The organism is Aminobacter anthyllidis, from assembly GCF_018555685.1.
Classification (GTDB): domain Bacteria; phylum Pseudomonadota; class Alphaproteobacteria; order Rhizobiales; family Rhizobiaceae; genus Aminobacter; species Aminobacter anthyllidis.
Map to the genome: position 1 here is coordinate 738,913 of NZ_JAFLWW010000002.1, position 14,392 is coordinate 753,304.

A 14,392-nucleotide genomic window follows, 5' to 3' on the forward strand; every position below is an offset into this window, starting at 1 on the left:
GCTTCGGGCGGCATTGTCATCAAATTTTCGACCCGCAACCTCGCCATTGCGGCGTCCGGTGCCGTAAACTCGAAACCGCCTGGAAGAATTTCAGAAGTAGCGGCGTGAGCGCCGCTCCCTGAGCTGGTTCAACTCCTTGCGAACCTCGCGCAGGCTTTCGCTGATCTCGTCGATCTGGCTCTGCGGCACGGGCGAGTCGGCCTTAGGCGCCTGTGCCGGCGGCGAATAATAGTCCGGCGGTCGCTGCCGATAGGCCGGGCGATTCGGGTAAGGCGCGGCATGGTCCGGTTGCTGCGGCGGCTCGGAATAGCCGGGTTGCGGCTGCGGCGCATAGGATGGTGCGAAACCGCCTTGCGGCACCTGGTATCGTGGTTGCTGCTGCATGGGCTGCGGCTGCCACGACTGCGGCGGCTGCTGGGCATCCATGACTGGATTCGCGGCGGCAGGGCTTGCCGCCGACGGCATCACCGGGACCGTGTCGCCCCTTGGAGCAGGCGACTCACCGCGATTGTCCGGCTGGTTGTTAGCGGTTGCCTGTCCGCGGCGCGCATCGGGCTTCGCGCGACTGCGGCGCCTGGCAGTGTTGCGCAGGCTCTGCAGCGCCCCGCGCAAGGCGCCGATGCCGACGCCCGAGGCAAAACCGAGCAGCATGCCGCCCAGCGCAATCATCGCCCGCGACGGGCCCGTCGACTGCAGCGGTGGCGATGCCGGCGATATGATGGTCACATTACCCGAATTGATGTCCTTCTGCTCGCCAGTCTCGCGAGCCCTGAGCAGGAAGCCTTCGTAGACGGCGCGCTTGGCGGTGACGTCGCGCTCGAGTTCGCGCAGCGTCACCATTTCACCGCCCACATCGGCCTGGCGAACCTTGAGCTGGGCAAGGCGAGCTGCAAGCTCCTGCTCTGTCTGCACGGCGCGCTTGAGTTCGACCTGGATGGAACCCGCAACCCGGCGCAGTTCGTTTGCGATCCGTTCGCGTGCCCCGCTGAGCTGGGCCTCGACGGCGAGACGCTCCGGATGGCGCGGGCCAAGCCTGATGGCGGCCTTGTCCGCTTCCTGGGTGAGGGCCGCATACTGAGCGCGGAGTTCGGTGATCGCCGACGAGCCGATCGCTTCAGGCAAGGCGCCGGCCAGCACCGAATCGACGCCGAGATCGCGGGTCGATGCTGCGCGTGCATTGAGCTCGAGCGTGCGGGCGCGCGCGGCCGTCAACTGGTCGTTGACGCGCTGGATTTCATCGTCGGTGATCAGCCGCCCTTGCGGGTTGATAAGCTCGTTCTCGGCCTTGAAGGTCTCGACCTTGCGTTCAGCGGTTTCAACCGACTTGCGCAATTCATCGAGGCGGCCAGTGAGTTCATCGGTTGCGCGTCCGGCCGTGCCGGCCTGCAACTCGCCGAAGGTCTGCATGAAGACCTGGGTCATCGTGTTGGCAATGAGCGCAGATTTTTCAGGATCTTGCGTTTTCGCCCCGATCGAGATGACAAAGGTGTTGACGTCCCTTTGGATGGTCAACGCCTCATAAAGGTGTTCCGCTGCCAGCGAGTGGCGCCGCCCGGGGTCATCGCTCGTGGCGTTGTTGTTGGCGGAGATCAGCGAGCGAACGAACCCGCCGATGCTGAATCCGCCACCGGCCTTGCCGTTGAATTCCGGATCTTCGGCCAAGTTGAGCTTGTCGACGACCTTGACCAGAACCGAGCCGGAGGTCAGCACACGCACCTGGGTTTCGACCACCGCCAGCGTCGCGTCCGAAGGCAGATCGCCAACAGTCAGCTCCTTGTCGGAAAGCCTGAGATTGCGCGGATCGACGATCATCTCGGTCCACGCTTCGTACTTCTTGGGTGTCGACAGGGCGAGAGCGACGCCAAGAAGCGCGCCGGCGAGCGTCGTCGAGGTGATCAGGAGTTTCGAACGGGTGATACCGCCAATGACCGCCATCGGGTCGATCAGCGGCCGCCAGCGGACATCATCGTGATCATCAGGTTCGTCGGACGCCGCAGCAGGCGCCGCGTACCGAGCCGGCGGCGTAGCCGCGGCCACGGGCTGGGCCATGGCTGCAACCGGCTCCGCCGGGGCGGATGAGCCGCGCGTTCTGTCGCGCCAGTTGCCGATCAGCGAAGACGAAGCCCGCGCCGCGTGGACATCTGGCGCAGCGTCTGCCGGCATTTCGTCAACCGGTTGCGCCTCTGGCCCGGATGGTTTTTCGGCCAGTTGCTCGCGCGCGGCGCGTTCGGCCTCGCGCCTGAAGCGCGCCATGCGATGGCGCGTCGCGGGGTCCTGGAGATCCGTCTGGTCGTCGTCTTCCGTTGACATCGACAGCAGCGACGAGCCTCGCGGTTTCGGAAGGGCATCGTCCCGGTCCAGCGCAAGCAACGAACGCTTGCGCCTCCAGTCCTCGCTGTTTCCAGATTCGGCCATGGTTCGGGCAACTTCCAAAAGTCTAGGCCGGATCACCTGTCCGGTCGTTAATCCACGCTAAACAGACATGGGTAACAAAACGTTAATTCCTGCCTTGCGGCAGTATATAGAGGTCCGTCGCAGAACGGCACATTAAGCTTTGAGTTTTATCGTTCAACTGGATCATGACCAAGGCGAACGACATACCGCGCACGCCGTTGCGCCACCGGATCGGCAGTTTCGTCGTGCAGCGGCAGGCGATCCTGCGCGACTACTTCTCGGCGATCAGCGGCTCGATGGGGCGGCTGGTCTTTTCGCTGATCTATTTCATCGCGCTGGCAAATACGCTCTCGATTGCCGACTTCGGCCTGTTCGCCACCGCTTCCGCCGCGGGCGTCATGCTGTCGCGAACGCTGGCCTTCGGTTTCATCTCTGCGCTTTACCGCACGGCGACGATCCGGCCACGGCTGATCGGCAGCTACACCGCAGGCTTCCTGATGCTTGCCGCGCTGTCGCTTCCGGTGCTCGTCGCCGCCTCCGCGCTGACCTGGTTCCTGTTCTTTTCGACTGCGATGCCCGCCGCGGTCTTCGCCACGGTCATCTTCGCCGAGGCGCTGTTGTGGCGGCCGGTCGAAGTGGCGATGATCGTCAACAATGGCCTCGGCCGCTTCGGCCGCGCGGCGGTTCTGGCGATCCTGACCTCTGCGATCAAGGCCGCCGCCGCCGCGCTGTTCATCTTCTGGCCAAGCCATACGGTGGAAGCCTGGGCCGGGTTCTACATTGCCTTGAACCTCGTTTCCCTGACCCTGGCCTTCGGCGTCTTCTACCCGCGCCAACGGCTCAGGCTGACGCCTGAACTGTACTGGCGGCGGCTGTCGGACTCGATCTACGTCGCCGGCGCGGAGGTGCTGTTCTACCTGCAGATGGAGTTCGACAAGCTGCTGGTTCTGGCCATCGGCGGGCCGCATCTCGCCGGCATCTATGCCATCGTCATGCGGTTGGTCGACCTCACAGCCATCCCGATCCGCACCTTCTCGATGATGCTGGTCCAGCGCATGATGCGCACGCCGCAGATGCTGGCCAGGCTGAAGGTCAAGGTCGGCATCGAGGCCGGGATTCTGATCGTCTCCACCTCGGCATTGCTGTTCCTCGCCGTGGTGCTGTATTTCTATCCCAACTTCCTCGGCCGCAACGTTTCCGAGGCCGCTCCCCTGGTCGGGCTCGCCTTGTTCGTGCCGGCCTTGCGAAATCTCGTCGAATATCATGCAGAGCTGCTGTTCGCGCGCGGCCAGACGCTGATCCGCGCCGGCAACCTGGCCATGCTTGCGGCACTGAAGGCGGCACTGCTGTCGATGCTGCTGCTGCGGGTGGCCGACACCGAGACGCTGGTGTGGTTGCTGAACGGCCTGTTCGCGTTGCTCTACCTGGCCTCGGCAGCCGTGACCTATACGGCGCTGCGGCGACCGGCCAGGGCAATCTAGGCCTCAGGCGACGACAAGCCTGCGGATACGGCCAAGATCGGTGCCGATGAACGACTGCATGCCGATCGCCACCTGCTCGGGCGACATGGCAGCGACGAAGGCCTCGAACTGCGCGTCGGTGAGCGGCGTGCCGGTCCAGTGGACGCGGCAGAACTCTTCCGAACCGATATAGTGTCCGGCACCACCGGCGACCTCGTCGACGAAGCGGCCATAGATCATGCATTCGGAAAACTTGCGCCGCGCGCACACCGCCTCGACCCAATGCCGTCCGCTCACCTGTTCGATGCGGGCGAGCATGTCGCGCACCGACGACCGGCGCCAGGCAATCAGCGTCGAGATATAGTCGTGCGGCGAAATTTCGGGAGCCGCAATGCCGAGCACGGCGGCGGCGTTGGCGGACCAGATGCGATGCTTGTCGTGGCCTGTTTTCAGCAAGGCGCCATCACGCCGGAACAGGCGCAGCTCGCCGTCCCGCCAGAACCGCGCGCAATCGAAAGGCCTGAGGAAAGCCACGTCGGAATCGACATAGACCAGCGTTTCCTGCTCGACGCGCTCGGCGATGGCCATGCGCCGCAATTGCTGCACGTGCCAGCCGCGCAGTGGCGGGGCCTTGAAGCTCAGCCAGATGCGGCGCTTGAACAGGCTCGTCGGGTCGGGGATGTCGCGCAGCCAGGACGGCAACAGGTCGCGCTCGTCGATGACCGTGCGGCGCTTGCCTTCGAGCTGCCGAAACAGTGCCACGTCGCGGTGCTCGACCAGCAGATAGTGATGCGAGGCGCCGGTGACATGGCGGTCGACGGTCTCGCACAGCAGGCGGCAGCGCTCGAAATCGGCGGCGTAGCTCGCCGTGATCAGTGCCGCATCGGGGGCCGAAGACATGGCCTTGGCGTTCAAGTGCGCTCTCCCCCGCCTGGCCCACCGAGCTTCTGGCGCAGCACGCGAAACAGAAACAGCGGGTTGCCGACGACATAGCGCCGCCACAGCCGGCCCGGCTCGATAAGCAGGCGGAACAGCCATTCGAGGCGAAGCCGGCGCATCCACGCTGGCGCGCGCGGCAGCGAGCCGCTGAGAAAATCAAGCAGCGCGCCGACGGCGATCGGCAACGTGCAATGCTCCGGGCGCATGTGCCGCGCGATCCACATTTCCTGGCGCGGCACGCCCATGGCGACGAGCAGGATGTCGGGGCGCAGGCTGCCGATGGCGGCGACGATCCCGGGCTCTTCCTGGGCCGTGAAGAACCCGTCGTGAACCACGACGATCTTGTGCTGCGGAGCAATCTGGCTCAGGCGCGCGGCTGCCCGCTCGGCATTGGCGCGCTTGGCGCCGAGCAGCGCAACGGTCAGCGGCTTGTCGCTCGCTTTCAGCAGGTCGGGCACGAAATCGGTGCCGTTGAGGTTGTCTGGAAAGGGCGCGCCATAAAGCCAGCGCGCGGCGATATCGACGCCGATGCCGTCGGCCAGGACCAGGAAATCGTTCAGTACCGCGGCAAAATCCTTGTCGGAACAAGCGACGTTGGCGTTGTGGGCATTGAGGAAGCTGACCTTGGTGAAGGTCCTTTTCCTGATCATCTGCGACAGCAGCGAGATCGCCTCGTCGCGCCGCAAGCTGGCAACCCGGATGCCGAGAATGCTGCGGTAGGGTGCGGCCACTTTTGGAATCGTCATGCTCACGCCGCCACCTCGTGTGCGCCTGCACCAAGCTTGGCGAGGCCGAGCGCCACCGCCACGTCGAGAGCGCCGATCTGCCGGCGATGAAAATCCGAACCGTCGACGTCAGCGATCTTCTGATCGACGGTTCGTTCAAGCGCCTCGGCAAAGGCTACGGGATCGTCGGTCATGGTGCAATTGGCTGGCTTGTAGGCAATGCCGCGCAGCGAATGCGCGGTTGCCACCGACGGCAGGCCCAGTTCGAACGTCTCGATGGTCTTGAGCTGGACACCGCTACCCGATGTGCTGACGAGCGGGATGACGGCGGCACTTCGCACGAAGGCCTGGGCATCGGGCACGCGGCCGACAAATTTGACGCCGGGATGGGGCGAGGACACGCCAGCCGGCACGCTACCCGCAATATGGATGCGGAAGTCACGGCGCAGATGCGGCACGACCTTGCCAAGGAACCAGTCGAGGCCGATGCGATTCGGCTCCCAGGTCCAGGTACCGATCAGCGCCGCGTCGCAGTCGATAACGCGCTTTCCCTGTACATTTGGGGGCTGCGAGCGGGTGACGAGCGGCAGCGCCACAGAACGCTTATCGGAGGCAACGCCCAACTCGGCGCGATCCTCTTCTGCGAGCGTGAAGACGAAACGTGCATTGCGGCACAAGCGCTTTTCGATGCCTTCGAGCAGTCTTGCCTCGCGGCGAAACAGCAGGCGCTGAAAGGCGCCATTTGCGGCGCGCGAGTTCTCGGCTGCCGAGCGGAACTCGACGTTATGCGCGACGAAGATCGAGGGGCGGTCCTGAAAGATGCCTTCGAACGCAGCGGCCATCTGTACCGAATTGAGGATGTAGCCGTCGAACGGACCCGCCGCCGCGATTGCCTGGCGCACCGTTTCATCCGACACGATACGCAGTTTGGCCGAGGCGAATGTCAGCCCGGACGCGACCGCGCTCGCCAGCCAGGCAAGCTTGCGCGGCAAGGGTGCCGCATCGGTGCGCACGTCGAGCGAGCCGAGCAGGATGGTGTTTTCGGGATCGGACGGCGGCTTGCCGGGCCAACCGAAGCCAAGCACGGTCACGCGAACGCCGGCCCGGCGCAGCGCATCGATGATCGCCTGGTTGGCGATCTCGTAGCCCGAAGACAGTGCTCCGTCAGGCACGATGGATGTGGCAAACAGCAGATGCATCACAACAAGTTCCTGCCTATGCCCTAACAAAGCGCGGTGAAGTCTTCATTAAGCAATTTCAGCCGCTTGTGGAACCTGCCCGACAAACCGCAGTTCGCTCATCGGTTGTTTAACTGACCGTTATCGCGCCCATGATAGCGAGAGGCATCGATAACCGGCGGCTTTTCATGAATGCTCTACCTCCGCTCAAGTCCGTGACCGTTGCCGGCACCTCGCCCGCACTGACGGTGGACGACGTCGAGGTGGTGGTCACCCTGCCAACCTTTCGCCGGCCCAAGCAATTGCTGGCAACGCTCGATTCGCTCGCCAGGCAAAAGACCGCGCGCAAGTTCGCCGTCATCGTCATGGAGAATGACGACGAGGGCAACGAGGGCAAACGCGCCGCCTTGCCGCTGTTTGAAAGTGGGGAGATGACGGGGCTGGTCATCGTCGCGCATGAACGCGGCAACTGCAGCGCCTACAATGCCGGCTGGCACACCGCCCTGCTGCGCTTCCCGAACTTCACCCGGCTCCTGGTCATCGACGACGACGAACTGGCCGATCCCTTGTGGCTGGAAACCATGTGCCTGGCTGCCGAACGCCTCGGCGTCGATATCGTCGGCGGGCCCCAGGTGCCTGTTTTCGCCGACCCCGCTCACCAGGTCTGGGCGACTCATCCGGTCTTTGCCCCACCCTACTCCGTAACCGGTCCGGTTGGCGCGCTGTACTCCTCGGGAAACCTGCTGGTCAGCCGCGACGTTCTTCTGGCGATGGGCCCGCCTTTCCTCGACCTGCGCTTCAATTTCATGGGCGGCGGCGATTCGGATTTCCTCAGCCGCTCGGCACAGAAGGGCTTCAAGCTCGGCTGGTGCGCGGAAGCAAAACTGTTCGAGACTGTTCCGGCGCGGCGCACCGAGACCGACTGGATCCGCGCGCGCGGCCTGCGCAACGGCGTCATCTCGACGCTGGTCGCCAAGAAGAAATATGCCGGCACGCCGTTTGCCAACACACGCGTCTTCCTGAAAAGCCTGGCGCTGCTTGGCGCCTCGCCGTTGCGCGCGCTGAAGCGTCTTGTCGAGACAGGCTCGCCGTCGGTCGCCGTGTACCCGATCCATGTGGCACTTGGCCGTGTGATGGCCGAGTTTGGTTATGCCAATGAGCAATATCGCCAGCCTGAGAAGAACTGACACGGCGCCGCTGACCGCGGCGTTCACCGCATCGGGCATCGCCACCGCGATGGCAGCGATGGTGTTGACCATCGTCATCGTGTCGTTCAGGCCGTTCCAGCCGGCCGGCGCCGGCGCCATAGAGGGCGGCGACATCGTCAACCAACTGGGCTTCGGCTCGCTTGGCGCGTTCGCCATCTTTTCGCTGGCGACCATGGCCAATCCGGGCCGGCTTCGCGCCATTGCCGGGCTGCCCTGGGCCGTGCTGTTGTGCTTCTTCCTGATCTCCGTCGGTGAAGCGGCCGATCCTGGCGCAGCGTTCCGGGCTGCAAGTTTCACGCTCATCGGCATCATCGCCATGGCAACCGTGCTCGCATTGCCGCGTGATGGCGATTCCTTCTCGACGGTGCTGGTGGTTGCCGGCTTCTTCGTCGTCGGGCTGAGTTACGCCGGCGTCATCCTGTATCCCAGCGTGGCGATCCACGGCGCCGATGGCTTCGAGCCCGAGCATTCCGGCCTGTGGCGCGGCGCGTTCAGCCACAAGAACATCGCTGCCCCCGTCATGGCCTGCTTCAGCTTCGCCGGCATCTATCTGATCCGCCGGCACTGGCGCTGGTCTGGCTACATCCTCTTGGCGATGTCCATGTTCTTCATGATCCACACCGGCTCGAAGACGACGGCCGGGCTGGTGCCGCTGTCAATCATGCTCGTGCTGCTGCCCGGTTTGGTCGGCATGCGGCTCGGCACACCGACACTGTTTGCGCTGGCTGTCATCGGCACGGCATTGGCCACGCTGGGCATCGTCTTCATCGAGCCGCTGAAACAACTGGCCGCATACCATTTCCCCGAACTCACCTACACAGGTCGCACGACCGTCTGGGCTTTCGCCGGCGAGATGATCGCCCGGAAACCGTGGTTCGGATATGGCTATGAAAGCTTCTGGGGCACACCGCTGGTGACCGGCATCGGCCATGCCTTCGACCAGGGCTGGGATATCCGCTTCATCGTGCACGGCCACAACGGCTACATCGACATAGCGGTGACCATGGGCCTGCCCGCGCTTGCCGTCGCCGTCTATGTTTTCCTGATCGCACCGCTGCGCGACTACATGCGCATCCCGCTCTACAAGGAGAACGTCTTCCTCGGCGATTTCTTCATGATGGTGGTGCTTTTCACCGCGCTCAACGCGTTCCTCGAAAGCTTCTTCTTTCGCCGCATCGATCCGGTCTGGATGTTCTTCGTCTTCGGCATTCTTGGGCTGAGGATGGTTTCGCGGATGGTCATCCACAAGAGCACCGGCTGACAAAACACGCTTGATCCGCCCTGGCGGCCAAGCCATGCTCACGCCATGGCCACCTTGGTTACACGACGCCGGATGCTCGCCCAGACGCTGGGCCTCGGCATCGCCTCGTTGCTTGCGGCTCCCGCTGCTCGCAGCGCCCATCGTCCGAGAACCGACGCCACGTTCCTGTTTGCCGCCGACATCCACACCTGCCGCATGGCGAGCGGTCTGAGCCCGAATTGCCAGGCCGAGGGCAAGACCGACCAGAACCTGCGCCGGCATATCGCGGCGCTGAACGAGGTCGGTGAATTCGCATGGCCGCGCGAGATCGGCGGCGTGACGAGTGGACTGGCAAGCGCTGGCCAAAGGATCGACCGTCCGCTTGGTCTGGTCGTCGGCGGCGACATGACCGACGATGGTGGCGGCCAGGTGACGCAGCCGCATGAAGGCACGCAACTCCTGCAGTTCAGCCAGCGCTACCAGGAGGGCACCGGGCCGGACCGTGTGCATGTGCCTGTCTATGTCGGGCTCGGCAACCACGATCTCGACCAGGACGGCCCTGTGCCGCATGTCGACTTGTACCGGCGCGAGATGCGCGACTATGTCGAGATCAACCACCGCCCGAGCGTGTTCTTCAAGCCGCCGGTGCCGGCGACCAACTACGACGCGCTGTCCGACTGCTACTCCTGGCATTGGGGCGGGCTGCACCTGGTGCAGACGCATCGCTTCGCCGGCGACATATCCAAGGGGGCTGTCAGCGCGCTCGACTGGCTGAAGCGAGACCTGGATGACAACGCAGGCGACGGTCGACCGGTGATCTTGTTCCAGCACTATGGATGGGACCCGTTTTCGACCGAGCGGTGGGATGCGGATGCCCACACCTTCGACGATACCGGCAGCGGCAACCCGCATTGGTGGAGCGATGACGACCGGCGTGCGCTGCTCGAGGCCATCGCCGGCCACAACGTGATTGGCGTCTTCCATGGCCACCAGCACGAAACCGCGATGGTCTACAAGCGCGACGGGCTCGACCTGTTCAAGCCAAAGGCGGCCTTCATGGGTGGCTTCGCGCTTGTCCGCGTCACCGATGCCTTCATGGACGTGGTCCTCGCCGAGGCCGGCCCGCATGGCGGCGTCACCTTCACCAATGCCTTCAGCAAGGTGCTGGACCACACACGCTGAAGTGGCGTTGCACCCTTCCGCATGGCTCCAAGACGGTCTATGTCAGTTGTATTCGGAGGGCTTTGCATGACCATCAGACTGATCCTCGCCGGCTGCGGCAACATGGGCTACGCTATGCTCACGGGCTGGCTCAACTCGGGCAAGCTCGCGCCTGAGGAAACGTTCGTGGTCGAACCCAATGCGGAGCTTCGCGCCCGCGCGGCCGATCTCGGCAGCCGTGTCGCTTCGGAAGTCGGTGGCATTCCCGCCGATGCGGATCCCGGGATCGTGGTCATCGCGGTCAAGCCGCAGGTCATCCGTGAGGTCACATCAGGCTATCGCCGCTTCGGAAACGGCAAGGCGACCTTCGTCTCCGTCGCGGCGGGCACGCCCGTCGCGACCTTTGCCGACATCCTCGGCAGCCACACGCCCATCGCGCGCTGCATGCCCAATACGCCGGCGGCCATCGGCAAGGGCATGATGGTGCTCTATTCCAACGAGTATGTCACGGAGGCGGCCAAGGAGACGGTCGGCGATCTCCTGTCGGCAAGCGGCGAAGTCGCCACCATCGCCGACGAAGGATTGATGGATGCGGTGACGGCGGTCTCCGGTTCAGGACCGGCCTACATCTTCCATTTCATCGAGTGCCTGACGGCAGCGGCCGAGAACGCCGGCTTGCCGCCGAAGACGGCGGCCCTTCTTGCCATGCAGACGGTCTATGGCGCAGCGAGCCTGGCCGCCGAAAGCCGCGAAGACCCAGCCGTCCTACGCCGCCAGGTGACAAGCCCGAACGGCACGACTGCGGCAGCGCTCGGTGTGCTGATGGGTGACGACCGCCTGAAGATCCTGCTCACCGAAGCCGTCGAAGCGGCCCGGCTGCGCTCGATCGAACTCGGCAAATAGCTATTTGGCGTCGGCTTCAGCCTGCAGCGCCTTGACGTAAGGCGCTGCCGCCTCGTGGACCGCGCGCTCCATGTCGCGGAACCGGCGCACGACATCTTCACCAACTGGCGTAAGCTCAGCACCGCCGCCGTGCTTGCCACCCGTCTTGGCTGTCACCAACGGCTTGCCGAACATGTCCTTCATCTCTTCGACCAGATCCCAGGCGCGCTTGTAGGACATCTCCATGGCGCGCGCCGCCGCCGAGATCGAGCCGGTGGCGGCGATCTGCTCGAGCAGTTCGACCTTGCCCGGACCGAGACGGCCCTTGGGGTCGAGATACAATCGCAACGTCAGAGATGGCATCGGCTCGCTCCAGTCAGTCGCTGGTTAGCACAAGCGGCGCCCCCCGGAGAAAGATTGGCGCGGTCGAAAGCAACGGTCTTGATGACGGCGAACACCTCGCGCCCGACGGCAAGATGCAACGTCTCGAAGGACTGGCGGGTGATGCGCGACACCAGCAGGTCGCCATGGCAGTCGAGCTTGAGGTCGACCTGGGTGCCGTCGACCTGGCTGATCTCGGCGATACGCCCCGGCAGGATGTTGAGCGCGCTGAGCCCCTTCGGCCGTTCGGTCGCGATCATCACGTCGCGGGCGCGGATGCGGACGCGCACCGCGGCACCCTCGGGCCTTGCGATGCGGGGCACGCGCATTTCGCCTGCCGCAGTACCGAGCACCGTCATGCCGAAGTTTTCGTCATGGTGCAGGACCGTCATGTCGAGCACTGCGCCACCCTCGCCCACCTCTTCCGGAGGCAACAGGTCGAGGCGCTGCATGATCTCGATCGTCGGCCCCGACGCGGCGACCTTGCCTTCGGCCATCACCACGATGTCGGTGGCAAGCCGCGCCACCTCCGCGATGGAATGGCTGACATAAACGATCGGAATCTTCGTCTCGTCGCGCAGGCGCTCGAGATAGGGCATGATTTCAGACTTGCGCGCGTCGTCGAGCGAGGCCAGCGGCTCATCCATCAAAAGCAGTCTCGGACTGGCAAGCAGCGCCCGGCCGATGGCGACACGTTGTTTTTCGCCGCCCGAAAGCAGGTTCGGTCGCCGCGCCAGCAGATGGCCGATGCCGAGCATCTCGACGACCCGCTCGAACTCGGCATAACGCTCCGCCTGCGGCGTGAACCAGCGGCCGTAGAGCAGGTTCGAACGCACGCTGAGATGCGGAAACAGCCTCGCATCCTGGAAGACAAAGCCGACGCGGCGTTTGTGGGCGGGCACGAAGCTGCGCGATGCGGTGTCGACCAGCGTCCGCCCGTCGACGGCGATGCGTCCGTTGTCCGGGCGTATCAGCCCGGCGATGATGTTGATGAGCGAGGTCTTGCCCGACCCCGACGGCCCGAACAAAGCGGTCAGGCGGCCGGCGCTCTCGAAGCTGGCTTCGAGGTTCAAAGCGCCAAGGCGATGATGGATATCGACGAGCAGCATTATCCGGCATCCAGGCGTTGGCCGATGCGGCGGGCGAAGATTTCAGAGACGACGAGCGCGATCATCGAAATGGCGATCGAGATCAAGGTCAGCCGCATGGCCCCCGCATCGCCGCCGGGGACTTGCGTGAAGGTGTAGATCGCCGACGGCAGGGTCTGCGTCTCGCCCGGAATATTGGAAACGAAGGTGATGGTGGCACCGAACTCGCCCATCGCCTTGGCAAACGACAGGATCATGCCGGCAACGACGCCGGGCAGGATCAGCGGCAGCGTCACCGTCAGAAACACCCAGAGCGGGCTGGCGCCGAGCGTGCCGGCTGCCGATTCGAGGCGCCGGTCGACGGCTTCGATGGACAGGCGGATGGCCCGCACCATCAAGGGAAAACCCATGATCGCGCAGGCAAGGGCGGCACCGGTCCAGCGGAAGGAAAAGACGATGCCGAAATATTCGTCGAGAAACGAGCCGATCGGCCCGCGCCGGCCGAAGCTCAGCAACAGCAGATAGCCGGTGACGACAGGAGGGAGGACGAGCGGCAAATGGACGACGCCATTGAGCAGTGACTTGCCCCAGAATTTTCCGCGCGCCAGCAGCAGGGCGATGGCAATGCCGAATGGCAGGCTGGCGGCCATTGCCCACAGCCCGACCTTGATCGACAGGCGGACCGCATTCCATTCGTCAGGAGTGAGGTCCAGCATTCCCCGCTCGTATTCCCTCAAAAGTCCGTCCCACCCCGCGATACGGGATGGGACGATGATTCCCAAAAACAGAGCCTAGCCGACAGGGGTAAACCAGTCGCTATTGGACCGGCGCCAGCACGGTGAAACCCTGGGCCTCGAAAAGCTCCTTGGCCTTGGCGGACTGAAGATATTTCACATACGCTTCTGCGTCTGCGTTCTTCGAGCCCGCCGTCACGCCAACCGGATAGACGATGGGAGGATGCGAGTCTTCCGGGAAAAGGCCGACGATCTTGACGCCCGGCTCGGCGGTGGCGTCGGTCTGGTAGACGATGCCGAGCGGGGCCTCGCCGGTCGAGACCAGCTTGAGCGCGGCGCGCACGTTTTCAGCCTGCGCGATCTTGCCTTCGACCGAACCCCAGACGCCGAGCTTCTCGAGCGCTGCCTTGCCATACTTGCCGGCGGGCACGGCCTTGACATCGCCCATGGCGAGGCGGCCTTCGCCGAGCAGTCCGGCAAGGTCGAAATTCGCCGCGATATCGGCCTTGGCCGCCGAATCCTTCGGCGCCACCAGCACGATGCGGTTGCCCAGCAGCTTCACCTCGGAGCCATCCTTGATGAGCTTCTTGTCGGCGAGATACTTCATCCAGTCGAGGTCGGCGGAGATAAACACGTCAGCAGGCGCACCCCCTTCGATCTGCTTGGCCAGTGCCGAACTCGCGGCGTAGGAGGCGGTAGCGGACTTGCCGCCCTCGGCCTTCCAGGCCGTGTCGACGGCATCGAGCGCGTTCTTGAGGCTGGCGGCGGCAAACACCACGACGTCGCCATCGGCGCGTGCAGCCGGCAGGCCGAGCGCGAGAACCGCCGCAAGACCACCAGCCATCGCGGCAAGCCGCACCCCAAAACTCCTACGCGTGAACATCAAAATTCCCTCCACCATCTAGTCCAGCCCATCGCGGGCCGCGGATTCGTTATATTCATACGGATACAACACTGGGCAGGCAACTACCCATCCAGGTGGTTTTCAGCAAAACTGTTTGC

13 protein-coding genes are annotated in these 14,392 nt (G+C 64.3%); 5 read left to right on the forward strand and 8 right to left on the reverse strand.

The window, feature by feature from the left end; genetic code table 11:
* Nucleotides 1-90 precede the first annotated feature (90 nt).
* A complete protein-coding gene (locus J1C56_RS08695) occupies nucleotides 91-2,415 on the reverse strand; it encodes a GNVR domain-containing protein (RefSeq protein WP_214387925.1) in 2,325 nt (774 codons plus the stop codon).
* Between the two features lie 164 nt (nucleotides 2,416-2,579).
* Between J1C56_RS08695 and J1C56_RS08700 the strand changes: the two genes are divergently transcribed.
* Nucleotides 2,580-3,875 carry a lipopolysaccharide biosynthesis protein gene (locus J1C56_RS08700; RefSeq protein WP_214387927.1) on the forward strand — a complete coding sequence of 432 codons (1,296 nt, stop codon included), beginning with the start codon at nucleotides 2,580-2,582 and terminating at the stop codon, nucleotides 3,873-3,875.
* 3 nt (nucleotides 3,876-3,878) lie between these two features.
* Here J1C56_RS08700 and J1C56_RS08705 read toward each other — a convergent pair whose 3' ends face one another.
* From J1C56_RS08705 to J1C56_RS08715, 3 genes are read right to left on the reverse strand one after another with little or no spacing between them, the layout of a single operon-like run.
* Entirely contained in the window at nucleotides 3,879-4,754 is an 876-nt protein-coding gene (locus J1C56_RS08705; RefSeq protein WP_214388319.1) for a DUF6492 family protein, read from the reverse strand.
* An 11-nt stretch (nucleotides 4,755-4,765) separates the two neighbouring features.
* Nucleotides 4,766-5,539: a WecB/TagA/CpsF family glycosyltransferase gene (locus J1C56_RS08710; protein WP_214387929.1), complete on the reverse strand. Its 774-nt coding sequence runs from the start codon at nucleotides 5,537-5,539 to the stop codon at nucleotides 4,766-4,768.
* A 2-nt stretch (nucleotides 5,540-5,541) separates the two neighbouring features.
* Nucleotides 5,542-6,717, reverse strand: coding sequence for a glycosyltransferase (locus J1C56_RS08715; protein WP_214387931.1), 1,176 nt, complete (start codon nucleotides 6,715-6,717; stop codon nucleotides 5,542-5,544).
* 167 nt (nucleotides 6,718-6,884) lie between these two features.
* On the opposite strand from J1C56_RS08715, the gene J1C56_RS08720 reads away from it, so the two are divergent.
* From J1C56_RS08720 to proC, 4 genes are all read left to right on the forward strand, one after another.
* On the forward strand, nucleotides 6,885-7,883 hold the full coding sequence (locus tag J1C56_RS08720) for a glycosyltransferase family 2 protein (protein ID WP_214387933.1): 999 nt from the start codon (nucleotides 6,885-6,887) through the stop codon (nucleotides 7,881-7,883).
* Nucleotides 7,852-9,165 (forward strand): O-antigen ligase family protein, encoded by a 1,314-nt coding sequence (locus J1C56_RS08725; RefSeq protein ID WP_214387935.1) that lies wholly within the window; start codon nucleotides 7,852-7,854, stop codon nucleotides 9,163-9,165. Before J1C56_RS08720 ends, J1C56_RS08725 begins: the two co-directional genes overlap by 32 nt.
* Nucleotides 9,166-9,210: 45 nt before the next feature.
* A complete protein-coding gene (locus J1C56_RS08730) occupies nucleotides 9,211-10,326 on the forward strand; it encodes a metallophosphoesterase (protein ID WP_214387937.1) in 1,116 nt (371 codons plus the stop codon).
* A gap of 66 nt (nucleotides 10,327-10,392) precedes the next feature.
* Nucleotides 10,393-11,208 carry a pyrroline-5-carboxylate reductase gene (proC, locus tag J1C56_RS08735; RefSeq protein ID WP_214387939.1) on the forward strand — a complete coding sequence of 272 codons (816 nt, stop codon included), beginning with the start codon at nucleotides 10,393-10,395 and terminating at the stop codon, nucleotides 11,206-11,208.
* Here the strand turns inward: proC and J1C56_RS08740 are convergent, their stop codons facing one another.
* The 4 genes from J1C56_RS08740 to modA form a co-directional block, all read right to left on the reverse strand.
* Complete coding sequence (locus J1C56_RS08740; RefSeq protein ID WP_214387941.1) at nucleotides 11,209-11,550, reverse strand: winged helix-turn-helix domain-containing protein; 342 nt, start codon at nucleotides 11,548-11,550, stop codon at nucleotides 11,209-11,211. It lies immediately after the preceding gene.
* The gene (gene modC / locus J1C56_RS08745) at nucleotides 11,538-12,680 is read right to left on the reverse strand and encodes a molybdenum ABC transporter ATP-binding protein (RefSeq protein WP_214388321.1); all 1,143 of its coding nucleotides are present in this window, start codon (nucleotides 12,678-12,680) and stop codon (nucleotides 11,538-11,540) included. The genes J1C56_RS08740 and modC overlap by 13 nt, the downstream gene beginning before the upstream one ends.
* The gene (modB, locus tag J1C56_RS08750) at nucleotides 12,677-13,372 is read right to left on the reverse strand and encodes a molybdate ABC transporter permease subunit (protein ID WP_214387943.1); all 696 of its coding nucleotides are present in this window, start codon (nucleotides 13,370-13,372) and stop codon (nucleotides 12,677-12,679) included. The genes modC and modB overlap by 4 nt, the downstream gene beginning before the upstream one ends.
* A gap of 100 nt (nucleotides 13,373-13,472) precedes the next feature.
* On the reverse strand, nucleotides 13,473-14,273 hold the full coding sequence (gene modA / locus J1C56_RS08755) for a molybdate ABC transporter substrate-binding protein (protein ID WP_214387944.1): 801 nt from the start codon (nucleotides 14,271-14,273) through the stop codon (nucleotides 13,473-13,475).
* Nucleotides 14,274-14,392 lie beyond the last annotated feature (119 nt).